Here is an 18,805-nt window from a genome sequence, read left to right on the forward strand (position 1 = left end):
TCTTATACGGATCCCAATAAATACTGTTGAGGTGGCACTAGGGTCTCGTCGGTATGGTCCATGATGGGCATGCTGGTCGATCGGACCCAACTGCTTTCGCTTACTTGCTGGACTGCACCATTTTCATGGCCGTCGCAATCAAACCGGACACTTCACTCATGTTGCCGGGGATGATGAGGGTAGTGGTGGCGTCCGCAGCCACTTTGGCGTACGCGTCAACAGCTCGTTCAGCGACTTTCAGTTGCACCGCTTGCTCACCGCCGGGCTGGCGAATGGCGGCGGCAATACGCTCGATCGCGTTGGCCGTTGCTTCAGCCACTGCAGTAATGGAGGCCGCTTCACCCTGGGCGCTGTTGATGGCAGCCTGCTTTTCGCCTTCTGAGCGGGCAATAAAGGCCTCGCGCTCACCGGTTGCAATATTGATTTGCTCTTGGCGGCGGCCTTCGGAGGCCGCAATCAGCGCGCGTTTTTCACGCTCTGCGGTGATCTGGGCCTGCATAGCGTGCAAAATTTCTTTGGGTGGCGTGAGATCTTTGATTTCATAGCGCAGCACCTTTACACCCCAGTTGAGAGCCGCCTCATCGATGGCTGCGACCACTTGGGCGTTGATGATGTCGCGCTCTTCAAATGTTTTGTCCAGCTCCAATTTGCCGATGACTGAGCGCAAAGATGTTTGAGCCAGTTGGGAGATGGCAATGATGTAATTGCTGGAGCCGTAGCTGGCGCGCATGGCATCGGTCACCTGAAAGTACAAAATGCCGTCTACCTGCAGTTGGGTGTTGTCTTTGGTGATACAGACCTGGCTCGCGATATCAAGCGGGATCTCTTTGAGCACATGCTTGTAGGCTACGCGATCAATGAAGGGCACCAGAAAGTTCAGGCCAGGTGTCAGGGTGCCGTGGTACTTGCCCAAGCGTTCAATTACCCATGCGTGCTGCTGTGGCACGACTTTGACCGACCGCGTCACAAAAATAATGGCGACGACCAGAAGAAGAATTGCGATTTCCATAAATTTCCCTCGTTAAGATTTATCTACCAGCAGGCGATTGCCCACCATTTCTGCTACCCGGTGCGCGCCGGGTATCGGGCTGATTCCCGTGCGATGGATTGCGGTCCATGCCGCGCCGCGGTAATGGACTTGGGCAGTGCCGTCGGGGCTCCAGGCGCCGATCTGCACTACTTCGCCGATATCCAGGTTCACATTAGGGTTGGCCTGCGCAAGTGGCTCCGACCGGCCGCGTGAGCGGCGGAGGTGCCACACTGCCACCGCACCGCCACCCACCAATGAAGCCCAGACGAGCTGCGCAGTGACGCTGGCGCCAACATGGGCTGCTAGTGCCGCCGCGGCTGCGCCCAGCCCGAGCATCAGCAAATAAAACGTTCCGGTGAGCAGCTCCAGTGCGACCAACGCACCCACGGCCAGCCACCACAGGTTGGGTTCCGACATGACGGGGACTCCAGTTGTATTGATGACGCCACATTGTGGGCCAATTGCGGGACGCTGCCGCCGCGTTGCCACATTTAGTCCTTACACTTCGCGCCTGTTTGCCATTTTTAGCCCGCCGTTGGAGCCTGTAGATGAAGTTTCGTTTTCCCATCATCATCATTGACGAAGATTTCCGTTCGGAAAACACGTCGGGTCTTGGCATCCGTGCCTTGGCGCAGGCGATCGAATCCGAAGGTTTTGAAGTCTTGGGTGTCACCAGCTACGGCGACTTAAGTCAGTTCGCCCAGCAACAGAGCCGTGCGAGTGCTTTTATTCTGTCGATTGACGATGAAGAGTTCACACCGGGCCCGGATTTGGATCCTGCGGTGCTGAACCTGCGCCACTTCATTGAAGAAGTGCGCCGCAAGAACCTGGATGTCCCGATTTACGTGTACGGCGAGACGAAAACCAGCCGCCATATCCCCAACGACATCCTGCGTGAACTGCACGGCTTCATTCACATGTTTGAAGACACGCCCGAATTTGTGGCGCGCCACATCATTCGCGAGGCCAAGGGTTATCTGGAGGGCGTGCAGCCTCCGTTTTTCAAGGCCCTGCTGGACTACGCCGAGGACGGCTCCTACAGCTGGCACTGCCCCGGCCACTCCGGTGGTGTAGCGTTTTTGAAGAGCCCTGTTGGCCAGATGTACCACCAGTTTTATGGTGAGAATATGCTGCGCGCCGACGTATGCAATGCGGTGGAGGAGTTGGGCCAGTTGCTGGACCACAACGGGGCCATTGGTGCCTCCGAGCGCAATGCAGCGCGCATTTTCAATGCCGACCACTGCTTCTTTGTGACCAACGGCACCTCCACATCCAACAAGATGGTGTGGCACCACACGGTGGCACCCGGTGACATCGTGATCGTGGACCGCAACTGCCACAAGTCCAACCTGCACGCCATCATCATGACCGGGGCTATTCCCGTGTTTTTGAAGCCCACCCGCAACCATTTCGGCATCATCGGTCCGATTCCACAGAGCGAGTTTGAGCCGGCCACTATCCAAGCCAAGATCAAGGCCAACCCGTTGCTCAAGGGCGTGGATGCAAAAAAGGCAAAGCCCCGCATCCTGACGCTGACGCAAAGCACCTACGACGGGGTCCTCTACAACACCGAAACCATCAAGAGCATGCTTGATGGCTATGTGGAAAACATCCACTTCGACGAAGCCTGGCTGCCGCACGCAGCGTTCCACCCGTTCTATGGCACTTACCACGCCATGGGCAAGAACCGCGCGCGCCCCAAAGAGGCCGTGGTTTACAGCACCCAGTCGATCCACAAATTGTTGGCCGGCATCAGCCAGGCCAGTCATGTATTGGTGCAGGACTCGCAAACAGTCAAGTTGGACAAGCACTTGTTCAATGAGGCCTACCTGATGCACACCAGCACCAGCCCGCAGTACAGCATCATTGCCAGCTGCGACGTGGCCGCCGCCATGATGGAGCCACCCGGCGGCACCGCCTTGGTGGAAGAGAGCATTGCTGAAGCACTCGATTTCCGCCGCGCCATGCGCAAGGTAGACGAAGAGTACGGTGACGACTGGTGGTTTAAGGTCTGGGGACCGGACAAGTTGGCCGACGAAGGTATCGGCAAGGCTGCGGACTGGATCATCAAGGGCGAGTCCAAGAGCGCAAAGGCCAACTGGCACGGCTTTGGCAAGCTGGCCAACGGCTTCAACATGCTGGACCCGATCAAATCCACCATCGTGACGCCCGGCTTGGACCTGAACGGCAAGTTCGCCAAGACCGGTATTCCGGCTTCGATCGTGACCAAGTTCTTGTCTGAGCATGGCGTAGTGGTCGAGAAGACCGGTCTGTACAGCTTCTTCATCATGTTCACCATTGGTATCACCAAGGGCCGCTGGAACAGCATGTTGACCGCCTTGCAGCAGTTCAAGGACGACTACGCCAAGAACCAACCCATGTGGCGCGTGCTGCCTGAGTTCGTGCAGAAGTACCCGCGTTACGAGAAGATGGGTCTGGCAGACCTGTGCCACCACATCCACCAGCTCTATGCCAAGTTCGACATCGCCCGCCTAACGACCGAGGTGTATTTGAGCGATCTGGTGCCGGCCATGAAGCCTAGCGACGCCTACGCTCATATTGCCTTGCGCAAAACCGAGCGTGTCGAAATCGACCACTTGGAGGGCCTCGTATCGGTGGGCATGGTCACGCCTTACCCGCCCGGCATTCCTTTGCTGGTGCCCGGCGAAGTGTTCAACAAGAAAGTGGTGGACTACCTCAAGTTCTCGCGCGAGTTCAATGCCCAGTGCCCCGGTTTTGAGACCGATGTGCACGGTTTGGTGAGCGAAGTGGGTGAAGACGGCAAGGTCCGTTACTACGCTGACTGTGTGAAGGCTTGATTCGCCTCTGAGGGTCTGAGTCCCCAAGAAAAGAGCGCCTCCAGATCACTCTGCAGGCGCTCTTTTTTTGATAGCTACCCGCGCACATTCCATGAGCGCGAGCGGCGTATTTGGCTCAAATGTCTGTGGTTACGCCCATGGTCTGGCTGTAACCGCCGTCCACATAGGTAATCTCTGCAGTCACACCACCGGCTAAGTCGCTCAACAAGAACGCAGCCACATTGCCAACGTCTTCCGTTGTTACGTTGCGTCGAATTGGGGACGCCCCGGCCACCGTATTGAGCAGCTTGCTAAAGTCTTTGATACCGCTGGCGGCCAGGGTCTTGATCGGGCCTGCACTGATTCCGTTCACGCGGATGCCCTTGGGGCCCACGGCTTCAGCCAGGTAGCGCACGCTGGCTTCCAGCGATGCCTTGGCCAAGCCCATGGTGTTGTAGTTGGGGATGATGCGCTCAGCACCCAAGTACGACAGGGTCAGCAAAGCCGCTTTGGGCGACAGGTAGGGCAGGGCTGCCTTGGCCATCGCCGGGAAACTGTAGGCGCTGATGTCGTGGGCGATTTTGAAATTTTCGCGGGTCAGGCCGTCCAGGAAGTTGCCGGCAATCGCATCACGGGGCGCAAAGCCAATGCTGTGCACAAAGCCGTCAAAAGTGGGCCAGTGGGCCGACAGGTCTTTGAACAACTGGTCGATCTGCTCGTCATTGCCGACATCGCAATCAAACACCAGCGTGGAGTCGAAGTCTGCTGCGAACTCAGTGATCCGATCTTTGAAGCGCTCGCCCACATAACTGAAGGCCAATTCGGCGCCTTGTTCTTTGCACGCTTTGGCGATGCCATAGGCGATGGAGCGGTTTGACAGCACTCCGGTAATCAACAACTTCTTGCCTGCTAAAAAGCCCATATCGTCCTCTTAAAAATGCGTGGTCTGGTGCAGAATTGTCGCATGCGGAATTGGGCACTATTACTCTGGAGTTTCATGGCGGGCAGTGCGTGGGCGGCCCACGGCTACGCGCTTTGGGGCGACTTGCGGTACCCCGCCGGTTTTGAGCACTTCAAGTATGTGAACCCGGATGCTCCCAAGGGCGGTGAGCTGCGCTTGGTCAGTAACCTGCGGGTGTCTACCTTTGACAAGTACAACCCCTTCACGGTCAAAGGCTCGGCCCCGGCCTATCTCAGCAATCTGATGTTTGATAGTTTGCTGGCCGGTGCACTGGATGAAACCGCGGCCGGCTATGGGCTCCTTGCAAAAGATATCTCCGTAGCCCCAGACCGCTTGAGTGCTACCTTTGTGCTCAGGGCAGAGGGCCGATTCCACAATGGAGACCCGGTGTTGGCGCGCGATGTGAAGCACAGCTTCGACATGCTCAAAAGTGCGCAAGCGGCCCCCGGATATCGCAGTTTGTTGGAAGAGGTGTTAGCCGTCGAAGTGCTCGACACGCGCACGGTGCGCTATCGGTTCGCCAAGCCCAATCGGGAGCTGCCGCTGACCGTGGGAGGGCTGCCCGTCTTCAGTCATCGGTGGGGCGAGTTGGCTGGTGTGGCCAAGCCGTTTGACCAGATCGTGATGGACATCCCGATTGGCAGCGGGCCCTACAAAATTGGGCCGGTCAATTTCGGCAAAGACATTACCTATGTGCGCGACCCGCAGTATTGGGCGCGAGGCCTTCCGGTGCGGCGTGGGACGGCCAACTTTGACCGCATCACCGTGAAGATCTACAAAGACAGCACGGCGAGGCTGGAGGCATTGAAGGCCGGTGAGTTCGATCTGATGCGGTTTTTCTCTGCTGGTGACTGGGCAAGGCGGGTCAACGGTCGCAAATTCGACAGTGGTGAGCTGGTCAAGGAAGAGTTTCGCCATACCTTGCCCACCGGCTTCCAGAGCTATGTGCTGAACACCCGCTCACCCAAGTTACGGGACGCGCGAGTGCGTCGGGCGCTTGGCTTGGCGCTGGATTACGAGTGGATGAACCGGCAGATGTTCTACGGCGCCTACCAACGCGTCCAAGGTTTGTTTGGCAATACGGCCTGCCAGGCCCAAGGATTGCCCACCGATACTGAGCTGGCCCTATTGGCGCCTTTGCGCGGCCAGGTGCCGGAGCCTGTTTTCGGGCCCATGGTGCAAGCCCCCCGCACCGATGGCGCACGCAGTCTGCGGGACAACCTGCGCGAGGCTCAGGAGCTGTTGCGGCAGGCGGGCTGGACCTACCGCGATGGCGCCTTGCGCAATTCCAAGGGGCAGGCGCTGGAACTCGAATATCTGGATAGCAATGAAAGCGGCGTTCGGGTCGTCACCCCGTGGGCACGCAATTTGGAGAAGATCGGCGTCAAGCTGAATTTCCGCCCAGTGGACTTTGCGCTGTATCAGCAGCGGTTGCAAAAATTTGAGTTTGAGGTGACCTCGATTGCCTACGCAGGAACCCAAAACCCCGGACAGGAGTTTGTGGATCTTTTTGGAAGCAAGGCCGCGCTGCAAGAGGATTCTGGCAACCTGAGCGGTGTGCAAAGCCCCGCGGTAGACACGCTAATTCAACACATGACTTCTGCCAACTCGCGGGACGAGTTATTGCCCGCCTGCCGCGCCCTGGACCGGGTCATTGCCCATAGCTACCTGCTAGTGCCTCAATGGTCAGCCAGCACGCACCGGTTGGCGTACAACCGTTGGCGCTTGGACAAGCCTGCCGCCATGCCACCCTTTGCCGCCGGTGAGGGCTGGGCGATTGATACTTGGTGGGCCAAATAACCATGAACTTATTGGCTTACACACTGAAGCGCTTGTTGTTGATGGTGCCGACCCTCTTCGGTGTGCTGCTGCTGACGTTTGCAGTGGTGCAGTTCGTGCCTGGCGGGCCGGTCGAGCAGTACCTGGCCGAAGCCAAGGCAGGCGCCAGCGTAGGGGCCGAAGGCGGCTTGAGTTACCGCGGAGCGCAGGGGGTGGATCCTAAGCGCCTGGAGCAAGCCAAAGCTTTGTACGGATTCGACAAGCCGGCCCCGGAGCGCTTTTGGCAGATGCTCAAGCAGTTCGCACGCTTCGACTTGGGAACCAGTTTTTTTCAGAACCGCAAGGTGTCTGAGCTGATTTGGGAGAAGTTGCCGGTCTCCATGAGCCTTGGCCTATGGACCTTTTTCATCAGCTACGGCATCGCGGTGCCATTGGGAATTGCCAAAGCCGTCCGTGCAGGCACACGGTTTGATCTAGTGACCAGTACTCTCGTGCTGGTGGGGTTTGCGATTCCTGGCTTTGTCCTTGGTGTGGCGTTGTTGGTGGTGTTTGGCGGGCAACTGCAATGGTTTCCACTGCGCGGACTGACCTCCTCGGACTGGGAGAGCCTGAGTTGGGGGGCCCGCATCGTGGACTATTTGTGGCATATCGCTATGCCAGTGACCGCCATGGTGATGAGCAGCTTTGCCACCATCACCATCCTGACCAAAAACTCTTTTCTCGAAGAAATCCGCAAGCAATATGTGTTGACGGCCCGAGCCAAAGGCCTGCCAGAGCGTATGGTGCTTTGGAAACACGTGATGCGTAATGCGCTGATTCCCATCGTCACCGGCTTTCCTGCGGCGTTTATCGGCGCGTTCTTCACCGGATCGCTGCTGATCGAAACCCAGTTCTCACTGGATGGACTGGGGCTTCTCAGTTACGAGAGTGTGATCCGGCGGGACTATCCCGTAGTCATGGGCACCCTCTATTTGTTCACTCTCATAGGTTTGGTCACCAAGCTGGTGTCCGATCTTTGTTACGCCTGGGTCGATCCCCGTGTCACATTCGAATAACCCCGGACCCGCCGCCCGCGCATGGCGCCGCTTTCGTCGCAATCGGTTGGGATTCTTCAGCCTGTGGATCTTTGTCGCGCTGGTATTGCTAAGCCTGTGTGCAGAATTAGTCTCCAATGACCGCCCCTTGGTGGTGGTGTACCAGGGCCAAACCTATTGGCCACTGGTGCGCGATTACCCGGAAACCACCTTTGGTGGAGACTTTGCCACCCCCACCGACTATCTGGATCCCTTTATCCAGCAGCGCTTGTCGCAAGAAGGCAATTGGGCCTTGTTCGCCCCCAATCGCTATGGCCCCAAGACCTTGAACTATTTCGCGACAGCGCCCAACCCGGCGCCGCCCAGTCGTTCCAACTGGTTAGGCACCGATGACCGGGGCCGCGACTTGCTGGCCCAGTTGATTTACGGGTTCCGGGTGAGTGTGCTGTTTGCGTTGGCGCTCACGCTGACCGGCGTGGTTTTAGGCGTGTTGGCAGGCGCGGTACAAGGGTTTTTCGCCGGTAAAACCGATTTGGTGATGCAGCGCGCCATTGAAATCTGGGGCTCCATGCCTGAGCTGTACTTGCTCATCATCTTCAGCGCAGTGTTTGCACCCAGCGTGGGTTTGCTTTTGGTTTTGCTGAGTCTGTTTGGCTGGATGGGGTTGTCAGACTATGTGCGGGCCGAGTTTTTGCGCAACCGGCAGCTTGACTACGTGCGGGCGGCAAGGGCGTTGGGTGTGTCCGACCGGGTCATCATGACCCGTCATATTTTGCCCAACAGCTTGACGCCGGTCGTGACCTTTTTGCCATTCCGCATGAGCGGTGCCATCTTGGCACTGACATCACTTGATTTTCTCGGCTTGGGCGTGCCGCCGGGGACACCTTCTTTGGGCGAATTGCTGTCACAGGGCAAGAACAACATCGATGCCTGGTGGATCTCACTATCGACATTTGCAGTGCTCGTGGTGACCTTGCTTTTGTTAACCCAGATGGGGGATGCCTTGCGTGATGCCTTGGATCCACGGAAGCAGGATTTATGAGCACATCGCCGGTATTGCTGCAAGTCGAGCAGCTCAGGGTGTCATTTGACGGCAAGGACGTGGTACGGGGCGTCGACTTCATGATCCGGGCTGGTGAAAAGCTGGCGTTGGTGGGGGAGTCCGGGTCCGGTAAAACGATAACCGCGCTGAGCCTTTTGGGCTTGGCGCAAGGGGCTCGCACTTCAGGGGCTGCGCATTTCGCCACCGCGTCAGGGGCTGTCGATTTGTTGGAGCTGTCGGAGCAACAGCTCCGCGGCATCCGCGGGCAAGATATCGCCATGGTGTTTCAAGAGCCGATGACCGCTCTGAACCCATTGTTCACCATTGGCGAGCAGATTGCTGAGGTCTTGCAAGAAAGACAGGCTCTATCCCGCGCAGAGGCTGCGCAAATGGCTATCAATTTAATAGCGGATACCGGGATCGATGATCCCGCGCGTCGTGCTGGTGCCTACCCGCACCAGTTATCGGGCGGGCAGCGCCAGCGCGCCATGATCGCAATGGCCTTGGCCTGCTCACCCCGCTTGTTGCTCGCTGATGAGCCGACCACCGCCCTGGACGTGAGCGTTCGCCAGCAGATTCTCGATTTGTTGGCAGAGCTGCAGGTGCGCAAAGGCATGGCGATTTTGCTGATTACCCATGATTTGCACCTGGTGCGCCGATTTGCAGACCGGGTGGCGGTCATAGAGCGGGGGCATATCGTGGAGCAGGGCAGCGTGGGTGACGTGTTTGCCGCCCCCCAGCACCGCTATACCCGCGAGTTGCTGGATAGCTTGCCAGTGCGCGATGTGGCGCCGCTCAAGCCGGACGCGCCCGTGGTTTTGGAGCTGATGGGTGTCGACGTGGACTATCCGGTCGCCCGGCCTGGTTGGCGTGGATGGTTCTCCCGAGGGCGATTTGCTGCGGTGCAACAGGTGGGCTTTCAGCTGCGCCGCGGTGAAACCTTGGGCGTGGTGGGCGAGTCCGGTTCGGGCAAATCGACATTGGCACTGGCTGCACTGGGCTTAGTGCCGTATGCGGGCGTTGTGCGCGTCGGTGGGGTGGCTTGGACGAGGCGCTCTCGGGCAGACGTCTCTCTCAGAATGAAAGTACAAGTCGTTTTTCAGGATCCTTTTTCCTCCTTGTCGCCCCGGCTGACGGTCGAGGAGTTGGTGGGGGAGGGTTTGGATGTCCATTGCCCGGGCATCGGCCGGGAGCAGCGGCAGCAGCGAGTGGTCGATGCACTGGCAACCGTGGGCATCACAGAGACCCAGTTTCCCGGCATGCTCGAGCGTTACCCGCACCAGTTCTCGGGCGGACAGCGGCAACGTTTGGCAATTGCGCGGGCTTTGGTTTTGGAGCCAGAGGTTTTGGTGCTGGATGAGCCCACGAGTGCCTTGGATGTCACATTGGCACAGCAGGTTCTCCGTCTGTTGCAAGGGCTGCAAGAGTCCAGGGGGCTCTCTTATCTGCTGATCACCCATGATGTGGCGGTGGTGGAGGCCATGGCGCACCGGGTTGTGGTGATGCACCAAGGGCGGACGGTGGAGGCGGGGCTCCTCTCGGATGTGTTCAGTGCGCCCCAGCATCCTTACACTGCAAAATTACTCGCTGCCAGCCGGTAATTTCCTTAAGAATCAAGGGCTTTGGGCCGCTTTTCAGGTACAATCCAAACTTCACGACCAAACGGGCGGGTAATTACCGCCCGTTTTTTTTGGTCGATCGTTTTTCATCCCTACATCAGGCAGGCATTACAGACGTGGCATTACAGGACATCGTTGAACAAACCGTAGCAGGGCTGGGATATGACTTGATTGAGATCGAGCGCTCCGCCGGTGGCTTGCTGCGCATCACCATCGATTTGCCCTGGGTTGCCCCTGTTGAAGACCAGCCGGTTGTAGAGCAGTTCATCAATGTCGAGGACTGCGAAAAAGTCAACCGGCAGTTGCAGTTTGCGCTGGAGGTGGATGGCATTGAATACAAGCGCCTCGAAATCTCGTCGCCGGGTATCGACCGGCCCCTGCGTCATGTGCGGGATTTCGAGCGTTTTGCCGGCCAAGTGATCGACATCACTTTGAAGGCGCCCATGGGTGCGGCTGCCAATGGGCAGGTCAGTGCCAATCGCAAAAAATTCCGCGGCACGTTGGAGCGGGTTCCTGCTGCTGACGGCAGCACTGGTTGGCAAATCGTGTGGAGCGATGCGCCCGAGCCCAAGCCTGGTCAAAAAGTAAGTAAAAAGCGCGTTCCGCCACCTTTGCAGGCTCTGGGCTTTGCACTGGATGAACTGCGCGAGGCCCGTTTGGCGCCGATTGTGAATTTCAAAGGCCGTAACGGTCAGGCGCAAGTGGACGATGTCTGAGTTCCTTGCCCCGTATTCGATTTGTATTGGTTGATTAGAGTGTTCAGGAGAGTCATGGCATGAATCGCGAACTGTTGATGCTGGTTGAAGCAATTTCCCGTGAGAAAAACGTGGAGCGTGATGTGGTGCTGGGCGCCGTAGAGGCTGCTTTGGCGCAAGCCACCAAAAAGCTGTACGCCGGTGATGTGGATATCCGCGTCGCCTTGGATCGCGATAGCGGCAATTACGAGACGTTCCGCCGCTGGCACGTGGTCCCCGATGAGGCGGGCCTGCAGTTGCCTGACCAGGAAATCCTGTTGTTCGAAGCCAAAGAGCAAATCGCTGACATCGAAGTCGATGAATACATCGAAGAGCCTGTGGCGTCGGTGCCAATCGGCCGTATCGGTGCGATGGCTGCAAAGCAAGTGATTTTGCAAAAAATCCGTGATGCTGAGCGCGAAATGTTGCTCAACGACTTTATGTCGCGCGGCGAGAAGATTTTCGTGGGCACCGTCAAGCGCATGGACAAGGGCGACATCATTGTCGAATCCGGCCGTGTGGAAGGGCGCTTGCGTCGTGGCGAAATGATCCCCAAGGAAAACCTGCGCACAGGTGACCGCGTTCGCGCCATGATCATGGAAGTGGACCTGACCTTGCGTGGCGCACCGATTGTGTTGTCCCGCTCTGCGCCCGAATTCATGATTGAGCTGTTCCGCCAGGAAGTGCCCGAGATCGAACAAGGCCTGCTGGAGATCAAGTCGTGCGCCCGTGATGCTGGCTCCCGCGCCAAGATCGCAGTCTTGTCCCATGACAAGCGCGTTGATCCGATCGGCACCTGTGTGGGTGTCCGTGGTACCCGCGTCAATGGCGTGACCAATGAATTGGCCGGTGAGCGTGTCGACATTGTGTTGTGGAGCGAAGATCCAGCCCAGTTTGTGATTGGTGCTTTGGCTCCGGCCAACGTGTCGTCTATCGTGGTGGATGAAGAGCGTCACGCCATGGATGTAGTGGTCGACGAAGAAAACCTTGCGATCGCGATTGGTCGTGGCGGTCAAAACGTGCGCTTGGCGTCCGAGCTGACCGGTTGGAAGATCAACATCATGGACGCTGCAGAGTCCGCCCAGAAGTTGGCGAACGAAACAGACTCCGGTCGCAAGCTGTTCATGGAAAAGCTGGATGTGGACGAGGAAATCGCCGACATCCTGATTGCCGAAGGCTTTACCAGCTTGGAAGAAGTGGCTTACGTGCCGCTGCAAGAGATGCTGGAGATCGAGTCCTTCGACGAAGACACCGTGCATGAGTTGCGCAACCGTGCTAAAGACGCACTGTTGACCATGGAAATTGCACACGAAGAAAGTGTGGAAGAGGTCTCGCAGAACTTGCGTGACTTGCAGGGCTTGACCCCTGAATTGATCGGCAAATTGGCAGACGGCGGCGTGCACACCCGTGACGAACTGGCTGACCTTGCCGTTGACGAATTGACAGATATTACCGGCCAGTCTGCGGACGAGGCCAAGGCCCTGATCATGAAGGCGCGTGAGCATTGGTTTACCAATGACGGCGCTTCTCAAGAGTAACGGTCATGAAAGGTTTCACAGAATATGTCCAGTACGACCGTTGCCGAGTTTGCCAATGAACTCAAAAAATCTACCGATACCCTGCTCGAACAGCTGAAGTCCGCCGGAGTGCCTAAAGCCTCCGCCGCAGATCCGCTGACCGATGCAGACAAACACAGCTTGTTGAGCTATCTGCAGAATAGCCATGGCACTACCAGCCCAGAGCGCAAGAAGATCACCTTGGTGAAAAAGCAAACGACCGAAATCAAGCAGGCCGATGCCACCGGCAAGGCTCGCACTATCCAGGTGGAAGTGCGTAAAAAGCGCACGTTTGTGCGTCGCGATGATGGCGTTGAGTCCACGGTAGAAGTGGAAGAGCAAGACATGGCTGCGGCCAATGCTGCGCAAGCCGCTGAGGACGCCGAGCTGGCTCGCCGCGAAGAAGAAGCCAGCCGTCAGGCTGAACTGATCCGCCGTCAAGAAGAAGAGTTAGCCCAGCGTCGCCGCGAACGCGAAGAGCAGGAAGCGCGCGCCAAGGCTGCTGCTGAGCAAGCCGCTGCACAAGAGCGTGAAGCCCAAGCCGCTGCTGCCCGTAAAGCGCAAGAGCAGGTGCAGGCGACGGTGAAAGCCACGCCTGTGGCCGCCGCTCCGGCCGTGGATGCCGCCGCCGCAGCGCAAGCAGCAGAGGCCGCTGCGAAGGTCGCTGCTCAAGAGCGCGCGAATGCTGCCGCCCAAGCATCCAAGGCGGCTGCGGCCGAAGAAGCTGCACGTGCAGCGGATTTGGGTGAGCGTCGTCGTAAGGCAGAGGCCGAGGCTGCTGCTATTCGCTCGATGATGGCTGCTCCCAAGAAGGTCATGATTGCGCCCAAGAAGGTGGAAGAGCCCAAGCCGGCTGCTGACGCCAAGGCAGGCATGAAGGGTACGCTGCACAAGCCGGCCAACGGTTCGGCAGTTGCCAAACCCGGTAAGCCTGCGCCCGGCGCAGCCACCACTACTGCACCTGCTGGCAATGGCAAAGAGGTGAAGTCCGCCAAGCTGTCCAGCAGCTGGGCTGGAGATCCTGCCAAAAAGAAAGAATTGAAAACCCGGGGTGATACGTCTGCCGGTGCTGGTCGTTCTAGCAACTGGCGTGCGGGTCCCAAGGGACGCCGTGGCAATGATCGTGATCGTGATGACCATCACAACCAGCAGGCAGCGCCTGTGGAAGCACGCGTCATTGAGGTCCACGTGCCGGAAACCATCACCGTGGCTGAACTGGCGCACAAGATGGCGATCAAGGCCTCTGAAGTGATCAAGGCGCTCATGAAAATGGGTCAGATGGTCACGATCAACCAGCCGCTGGACCAAGACACCGCCATGATCATGGTGGAAGAAATGGGTCACAAGGCCATTGTGGCTGCGCTGGATGATCCGGAAGCGTTTACCGACGACGAAGTGCAGGGCCAAGAGTCTGTGTCGTTGCCGCGCGCTCCTGTGGTGACCGTGATGGGTCACGTGGACCACGGTAAGACATCTTTGCTGGACTACATCCGGCGCGCCAAGGTGGCTGCGGGTGAAGCCGGTGGCATTACCCAGCACATCGGTGCTTATCACGTGGAAACTCCGCGTGGCATGGTGTCCTTCTTGGATACTCCCGGTCACGAGGCTTTTACGGCCATGCGTGCCCGCGGTGCACAAGCGACTGACATTGTGATTTTGGTGGTGGCAGCTGATGACGGCGTGATGCCACAGACCAAAGAAGCGATCAAGCACGCCAAAGCGGCTGGCGTTCCTTTGGTGGTGGCGATCACCAAGGCGGACAAGCCCGATGCCAACTTGGAGCGCGTCAAGCAAGAGCTGGTGGTGGAAGAGGTGGTGCCGGAAGAATACGGTGGCGATTCGCCATTCGTTCCTGTGTCGTCCAAAACTGGCATGGGCATTGATGACTTGCTCGAGCAGGTGTTGTTGCAAGCTGAAGTCCTGGAGTTGAAGGCTCCTGTCGACGCCATGGCCAAGGGTCTGGTGATCGAAGCCAAGCTGGACAAGGGCCGCGGCCCGGTTGCCACCGTGTTGGTGCAGTCCGGCACTTTGAAGGCGGGCGATGTGGTGTTAGCAGGTCAGACCTATGGCCGCGTTCGTGCCATGCTGGACGAGAACGGCCACAAGATCGAAACCGCCGGCCCTTCCATTCCAGTAGAAATCCAGGGCTTGACCGAAGTGCCCCAGGCTGGTGACGAGTTCATGGTGTTGTCCGACGAACGCCGGGCGCGCGAGATCTCGACCTACCGTGCTGGTAAGTTCCGCAACACCAAGTTGGCCAAGCAACAAGCAGCCAAGTTGGAAAACATGTTTGCAGACATTGGTAGTGGCGATGTCAAGATGTTGCCGATCATTGTCAAGGCCGACGTGCAAGGCTCGCAAGAAGCATTGGCTCAGTCCTTGCTCAAGCTGTCGACCGACGAGGTCAAGGTGCAGATGGTCTACTCCGCTGTGGGTGGTATCAGCGAATCTGACATCAACTTGGCGATTGCATCCAAAGCTATCGTAATTGGTTTCAACACCCGTGCCGATGCCGGTGCACGCAAGTTGGCTGAAGGCAATGGCGTGGACATCCGCTACTACAACATCATTTACGACGCCGTGGATGAGTTGAAAGCAGCCATGTCCGGCATGTTGGCGCCCGAGAAGCGTGAGGAAGTTATCGGAACTGCCGAAATCCGTACGGTGTTCGTGGCGTCCAAGATTGGTACGGTCGCGGGTTGTATGGTGACCAATGGTTATGTGACGCGCAGCGCCCATTTCCGTCTGTTGCGCGACAACGTTGTGATCTACACCGGCGAGTTGGACTCCTTGAAGCGTATGAAAGACGATGTGCGCGAGGTCAAAGAAGGCTTCGAGTGCGGTATCAAGCTCAAGAATTACAACGACATCAAAGAAAGCGATCAGCTCGAGTTCTTTGAGATCAAAGAGATCGCCCGTACCCTGTAAGCGAGAGTCACTGCGTGCGTAAAAAGTCTTCTACCCCCAATCGGAGCTTTCAGGTGGCCGACCAGATCCAGCGTGATCTGGCGGAATTGATTGCTCGCGAATTGAAGGACCCCCGGGTCGGCATGGTCACGATTCAAGGCGTTGAAGTGACGCCGGACTATGCCCATGCCAAGGTGTTTTTCAGCCTGTTGGTGGGCGATCCTGTAGGTACGGCTGAAGGCCTGAACCAAGCGGCGGGCTTTTTGCGCGCGGGCTTGTTCAAGCGTCTTCACATTCACACGGTGCCTACACTGCATTTCATTTTTGACCAGACCACTGAACGGGCTGCAGACATGAACGCATTGATTGCCCGTGCGGTGTCTTCGCGCGCCAAAGAGGATTGACACCATGAATGCGCCGCGTGCACGGGTTGCAAGGCGCCCCGTTCACGGGGTGCTGTTGCTGGACAAGCCTTTGGGTTTGTCCAGTAATCAGGCCTTGCAGAAAGCCAAGTGGTTGCTCAGGGCCGAGAAGGCTGGGCATACCGGTACCTTGGACCCTCTGGCGACGGGTGTTCTGCCCTTGTGTTTTGGTGCGGCGACGAAATTCAGCCAGATGCATCTGGATGCCGACAAGGCTTACGAGACAACCGTCCGCCTAGGCATCAAAACCAGCACCGCGGATGCCGAAGGTGAAATCTTGCTTGAGCGCCCTGTGGCGTTCACCCAAGAGCAACTGGATGAAGTGCTGTTGCGGTTTAAAGGCCCGATTGCGCAGGTGCCGCCGATGCACAGTGCCTTGAAGAAAGATGGTAAGGCCCTGTACGAGTATGCGCGGGCCGGTATCGAGATAGAGCGCGAGGCTCGCCACGTGGTGATTCATGGGCTTAAACAGCTTTCCGCCCACATGGATAGTGCGGAGCCTGCTATCAAATTGGTAGTGGATTGCAGCAAGGGGACGTATATACGGACTCTTGGCGAAGACATTGGTGAAGCCTTGGGTTGCGGCGCGCATTTGAGCGCCTTGCGCCGTGTGCGGACGGGTGGATTTGACACCACGCACTGCATCACGCTGGAGGCACTCGAGGCCATGACCGAAGCTGAGCGCATGGCTTGCCTGCTGCCGGTGGACGCCTTGCTTGCGCAGCATGTCGCTGTCACATTGGACAGTGACAATGCGGCACGATTTTTGAGTGGAATGCGGCAGCGCGGGAGTTGGGCCGACGCAGAACAGGTCGCGGTGTACGCCGCTTCCCCCAAAGCCTTGTTGGGTACGGCGCAGGTCAAGGCCGGGGAGCTGATCCCGGTGCGGTTGTTGAGTCCGCTGGAAATCAGTGAAACCCTGGGGCAGCAAGCCGCCATGGAAACAAGTTTGAAACAGAGTAGCGAAAACTGGGCCCCTGTGGCTTAAGCAAGAAAGTGAACCATGAGTAAACAAATCCGAAACATCGCCATCATTGCGCACGTTGACCACGGTAAAACCACCATGGTGGACCAGTTGCTGCGTCAGTCCGGCACCTTCGCCGAACACGAAAAAGTGGTCGACACCGTGATGGACAACAACGCCATCGAAAAAGAACGTGGCATCACAATTCTGGCCAAAAACTGCGCGGTGAGCTGGGAAGGCACCCACATCAACATCGTGGACACCCCCGGACACGCGGACTTCGGCGGTGAAGTAGAGCGCGCCTTGTCCATGGTAGACAGCGTGTTGTTGCTGATCGATGCCCAAGAAGGCCCCATGCCCCAGACCCGCTTCGTGACCAAGAAGGCCTTGGCCCTGGGTCTGAAGCCCATCGTGGTGGTCAACAAGGTGGACAAGCCCGGTGCGAACCCCGACAAGGTGGTGAACGCTGCGTTTGACTTGTTCGACAAGTTGGGTGCGACTGACGAGCAGTTGGACTTCCCCGTGGTGTACGCCTCCGGTATCAACGGCTGGTCTTCCCTCGAGGAAGGTGCTCCTGGTGAGCAGTGGGGCCCCGACATGTCGGCCCTGTTCAACACCATCTTGAAGCACGTTCCGCCGAACTCCGGTGATCCAGCGGCGCCTTTGCAGTTGCAAATCTCCGCACTGGACTTCTCCAGCTTCGTGGGCCGCATCGGTGTGGGCCGTATCAGCCAAGGCACGATCAAGCCCATGCAAGACGTGGTGGTCATGGAAGGCCCGGACGGCAAGGCTGTCAAAGGCCGTGTGAACCAGGTGTTGACCTTCCAAGGTCTGGACCGCATGCAGAGCCCCTTGGCAGGCCCGGGCGACATTGTACTGATCAACGGTATCGAGGACATCGGTATCGGCGTGACAGTGACCGACCCGGCCAACCCTCAGCCCCTGCCCATGTTGAAGGTGGACGAGCCTACCCTGACCATGAACTTCTGCGTGAACACCAGCCCATTGGCCGGTCGTGAAGGCAAGTTTGTGACAAGCCGCCAGATCTGGGACCGCCTGCAAAAAGAACTGCAGCACAACGTGGCGCTGCGCGTCAACGAAACCGACGAAGAAGGCGTGTTTGAAGTGCTGGGTCGCGGTGAATTGCACCTGACCATCCTGTTGGAAAACATGCGCCGTGAAGGCTACGAAATGGCCGTAAGCAAGCCCCGCGTGATGTTCAAAGACATCAACGGCGAGAAGCACGAGCCTATCGAATTGGTGACGGCCGACATCGAAGAACAGCACCAAGGCGGCGTGATGCAAGCCATGGGCGAGCGCAAGGGCGAGTTGATCAACATGGAACCGGACGGCCGTGGCCGTGTCCGTTTGGAATACCGTATTCCTGCCCGTGGCTTGATCGGTTTCTCGAACGAGTTTCTGAACTTGACCCGTGGTTCCGGCTTGATCTCCAACATCTTTGACAGCTACGAGCCGCACAAGGGTGAAATCGGTGGCCGTAAGAACGGCGTGTTGATCTCCATGGACGACGGTGAAATCTTCACCTACGCCCTGGGCAAGTTGGATGACCGCGGCCGCATGTTTGTGAAGGCGAACGATCCGGTGTACGAAGGCATGATTGTGGGTATCCACAACCGTGACAACGACTTGATCGTGAACGCCACCCGTACCAAGCAGCTGACCAACTTCCGCGTGTCCGGCAAGGAAGATGCAATCAAGATCACACCTCCGATTGAGCTGACCCTGGAGTACGGCGTGGAATTCATTGAGGACGACGAGTTGGTAGAAATCACGCCCAAGTCCGTGCGTCTGCGCAAGCGTTTTTTGAAAGAGCACGAGCGTAAGCGCGCTTCCCGCGACTGATCCTGTTGCGCCGGACTTGTCCGGCGCATGGCAGGTAAGCCCAAACGGCCGCGGCCCAGCCTTGCTGGTTCCGCGGCGTTTTTACGTCTGGGCTGC

General features: G+C 57.9%; 14 protein-coding genes. 11 read left to right on the forward strand and 3 right to left on the reverse strand.

Features of this window, described 5'->3' with window-relative positions; all coding sequences use genetic code 11:
* Positions 1-100: 100 nt before the first annotated feature.
* Together U5L73_RS10745 and U5L73_RS10750 are read right to left on the reverse strand one after the other, a co-directional pair.
* Positions 101-1,009, reverse strand: a complete 909-nt coding sequence (locus tag U5L73_RS10745) for an SPFH domain-containing protein (RefSeq protein WP_313876128.1) — start codon at positions 1,007-1,009, stop codon at positions 101-103.
* Positions 1,010-1,021: 12 nt separating this feature from the next.
* Positions 1,022-1,447, reverse strand: a complete 426-nt coding sequence (locus U5L73_RS10750) for an NfeD family protein (protein ID WP_322562344.1) — start codon at positions 1,445-1,447, stop codon at positions 1,022-1,024.
* 131 nt (positions 1,448-1,578) lie between these two features.
* Between U5L73_RS10750 and U5L73_RS10755 the strand changes: the two genes are divergently transcribed.
* Positions 1,579-3,849 carry an arginine/lysine/ornithine decarboxylase gene (locus tag U5L73_RS10755; protein WP_322562345.1) on the forward strand — a complete coding sequence of 757 codons (2,271 nt, stop codon included), beginning with the start codon at positions 1,579-1,581 and terminating at the stop codon, positions 3,847-3,849.
* Between the two features lie 115 nt (positions 3,850-3,964).
* On the opposite strand, the gene fabI is transcribed toward U5L73_RS10755, so the two are convergent.
* Positions 3,965-4,750 carry an enoyl-ACP reductase FabI gene (gene fabI, locus U5L73_RS10760; RefSeq protein ID WP_322562346.1) on the reverse strand — a complete coding sequence of 262 codons (786 nt, stop codon included), beginning with the start codon at positions 4,748-4,750 and terminating at the stop codon, positions 3,965-3,967.
* A gap of 42 nt (positions 4,751-4,792) precedes the next feature.
* Here fabI and U5L73_RS10765 point away from each other — a divergent pair, with 42 nt between their 5' ends.
* The 10 genes from U5L73_RS10765 to typA all read left to right on the forward strand — a co-directional run bounded on the left by U5L73_RS10765 (position 4,793) and on the right by typA (position 18,709).
* Positions 4,793-6,589 (forward strand): extracellular solute-binding protein, encoded by a 1,797-nt coding sequence (locus tag U5L73_RS10765; RefSeq protein WP_322562347.1) that lies wholly within the window; start codon positions 4,793-4,795, stop codon positions 6,587-6,589.
* A 2-nt stretch (positions 6,590-6,591) separates the two neighbouring features.
* Positions 6,592-7,623 (forward strand): microcin C ABC transporter permease YejB, encoded by a 1,032-nt coding sequence (locus tag U5L73_RS10770; protein ID WP_322562348.1) that lies wholly within the window; start codon positions 6,592-6,594, stop codon positions 7,621-7,623.
* Positions 7,580-8,644 carry an ABC transporter permease gene (locus U5L73_RS10775; RefSeq protein WP_416221333.1) on the forward strand — a complete coding sequence of 355 codons (1,065 nt, stop codon included), beginning with the start codon at positions 7,580-7,582 and terminating at the stop codon, positions 8,642-8,644. Before U5L73_RS10770 ends, U5L73_RS10775 begins: the two co-directional genes overlap by 44 nt.
* A complete protein-coding gene (locus U5L73_RS10780; RefSeq protein ID WP_322562350.1) occupies positions 8,641-10,245 on the forward strand; it encodes a dipeptide ABC transporter ATP-binding protein in 1,605 nt (534 codons plus the stop codon). The genes U5L73_RS10775 and U5L73_RS10780 overlap by 4 nt, the downstream gene beginning before the upstream one ends.
* A gap of 134 nt (positions 10,246-10,379) precedes the next feature.
* Positions 10,380-10,979, forward strand: a complete 600-nt coding sequence (gene rimP / locus U5L73_RS10785) for a ribosome maturation factor RimP (RefSeq protein ID WP_322562351.1) — start codon at positions 10,380-10,382, stop codon at positions 10,977-10,979.
* Between the two features lie 59 nt (positions 10,980-11,038).
* Positions 11,039-12,535 (forward strand): transcription termination factor NusA, encoded by a 1,497-nt coding sequence (gene nusA, locus U5L73_RS10790; protein WP_313876136.1) that lies wholly within the window; start codon positions 11,039-11,041, stop codon positions 12,533-12,535.
* A 24-nt stretch (positions 12,536-12,559) separates the two neighbouring features.
* Complete coding sequence (gene infB, locus U5L73_RS10795) at positions 12,560-15,481, forward strand: translation initiation factor IF-2 (protein WP_322562352.1); 2,922 nt, start codon at positions 12,560-12,562, stop codon at positions 15,479-15,481.
* 14 nt (positions 15,482-15,495) lie between these two features.
* Complete coding sequence (gene rbfA, locus U5L73_RS10800) at positions 15,496-15,864, forward strand: 30S ribosome-binding factor RbfA (protein WP_293661605.1); 369 nt, start codon at positions 15,496-15,498, stop codon at positions 15,862-15,864.
* 4 nt (positions 15,865-15,868) lie between these two features.
* Positions 15,869-16,870 carry a tRNA pseudouridine(55) synthase TruB gene (gene truB, locus U5L73_RS10805; protein WP_322562353.1) on the forward strand — a complete coding sequence of 334 codons (1,002 nt, stop codon included), beginning with the start codon at positions 15,869-15,871 and terminating at the stop codon, positions 16,868-16,870.
* A 15-nt stretch (positions 16,871-16,885) separates the two neighbouring features.
* Positions 16,886-18,709, forward strand: a complete 1,824-nt coding sequence (gene typA / locus U5L73_RS10810) for a translational GTPase TypA (protein ID WP_322562354.1) — start codon at positions 16,886-16,888, stop codon at positions 18,707-18,709.
* Positions 18,710-18,805: the final 96 nt, after the last annotated feature.

Origin of the sequence: Rhodoferax sp. (genome assembly GCF_034520025.1) — a bacterium.
Lineage (GTDB): Bacteria > Pseudomonadota > Gammaproteobacteria > Burkholderiales > Burkholderiaceae_C > Allorhodoferax.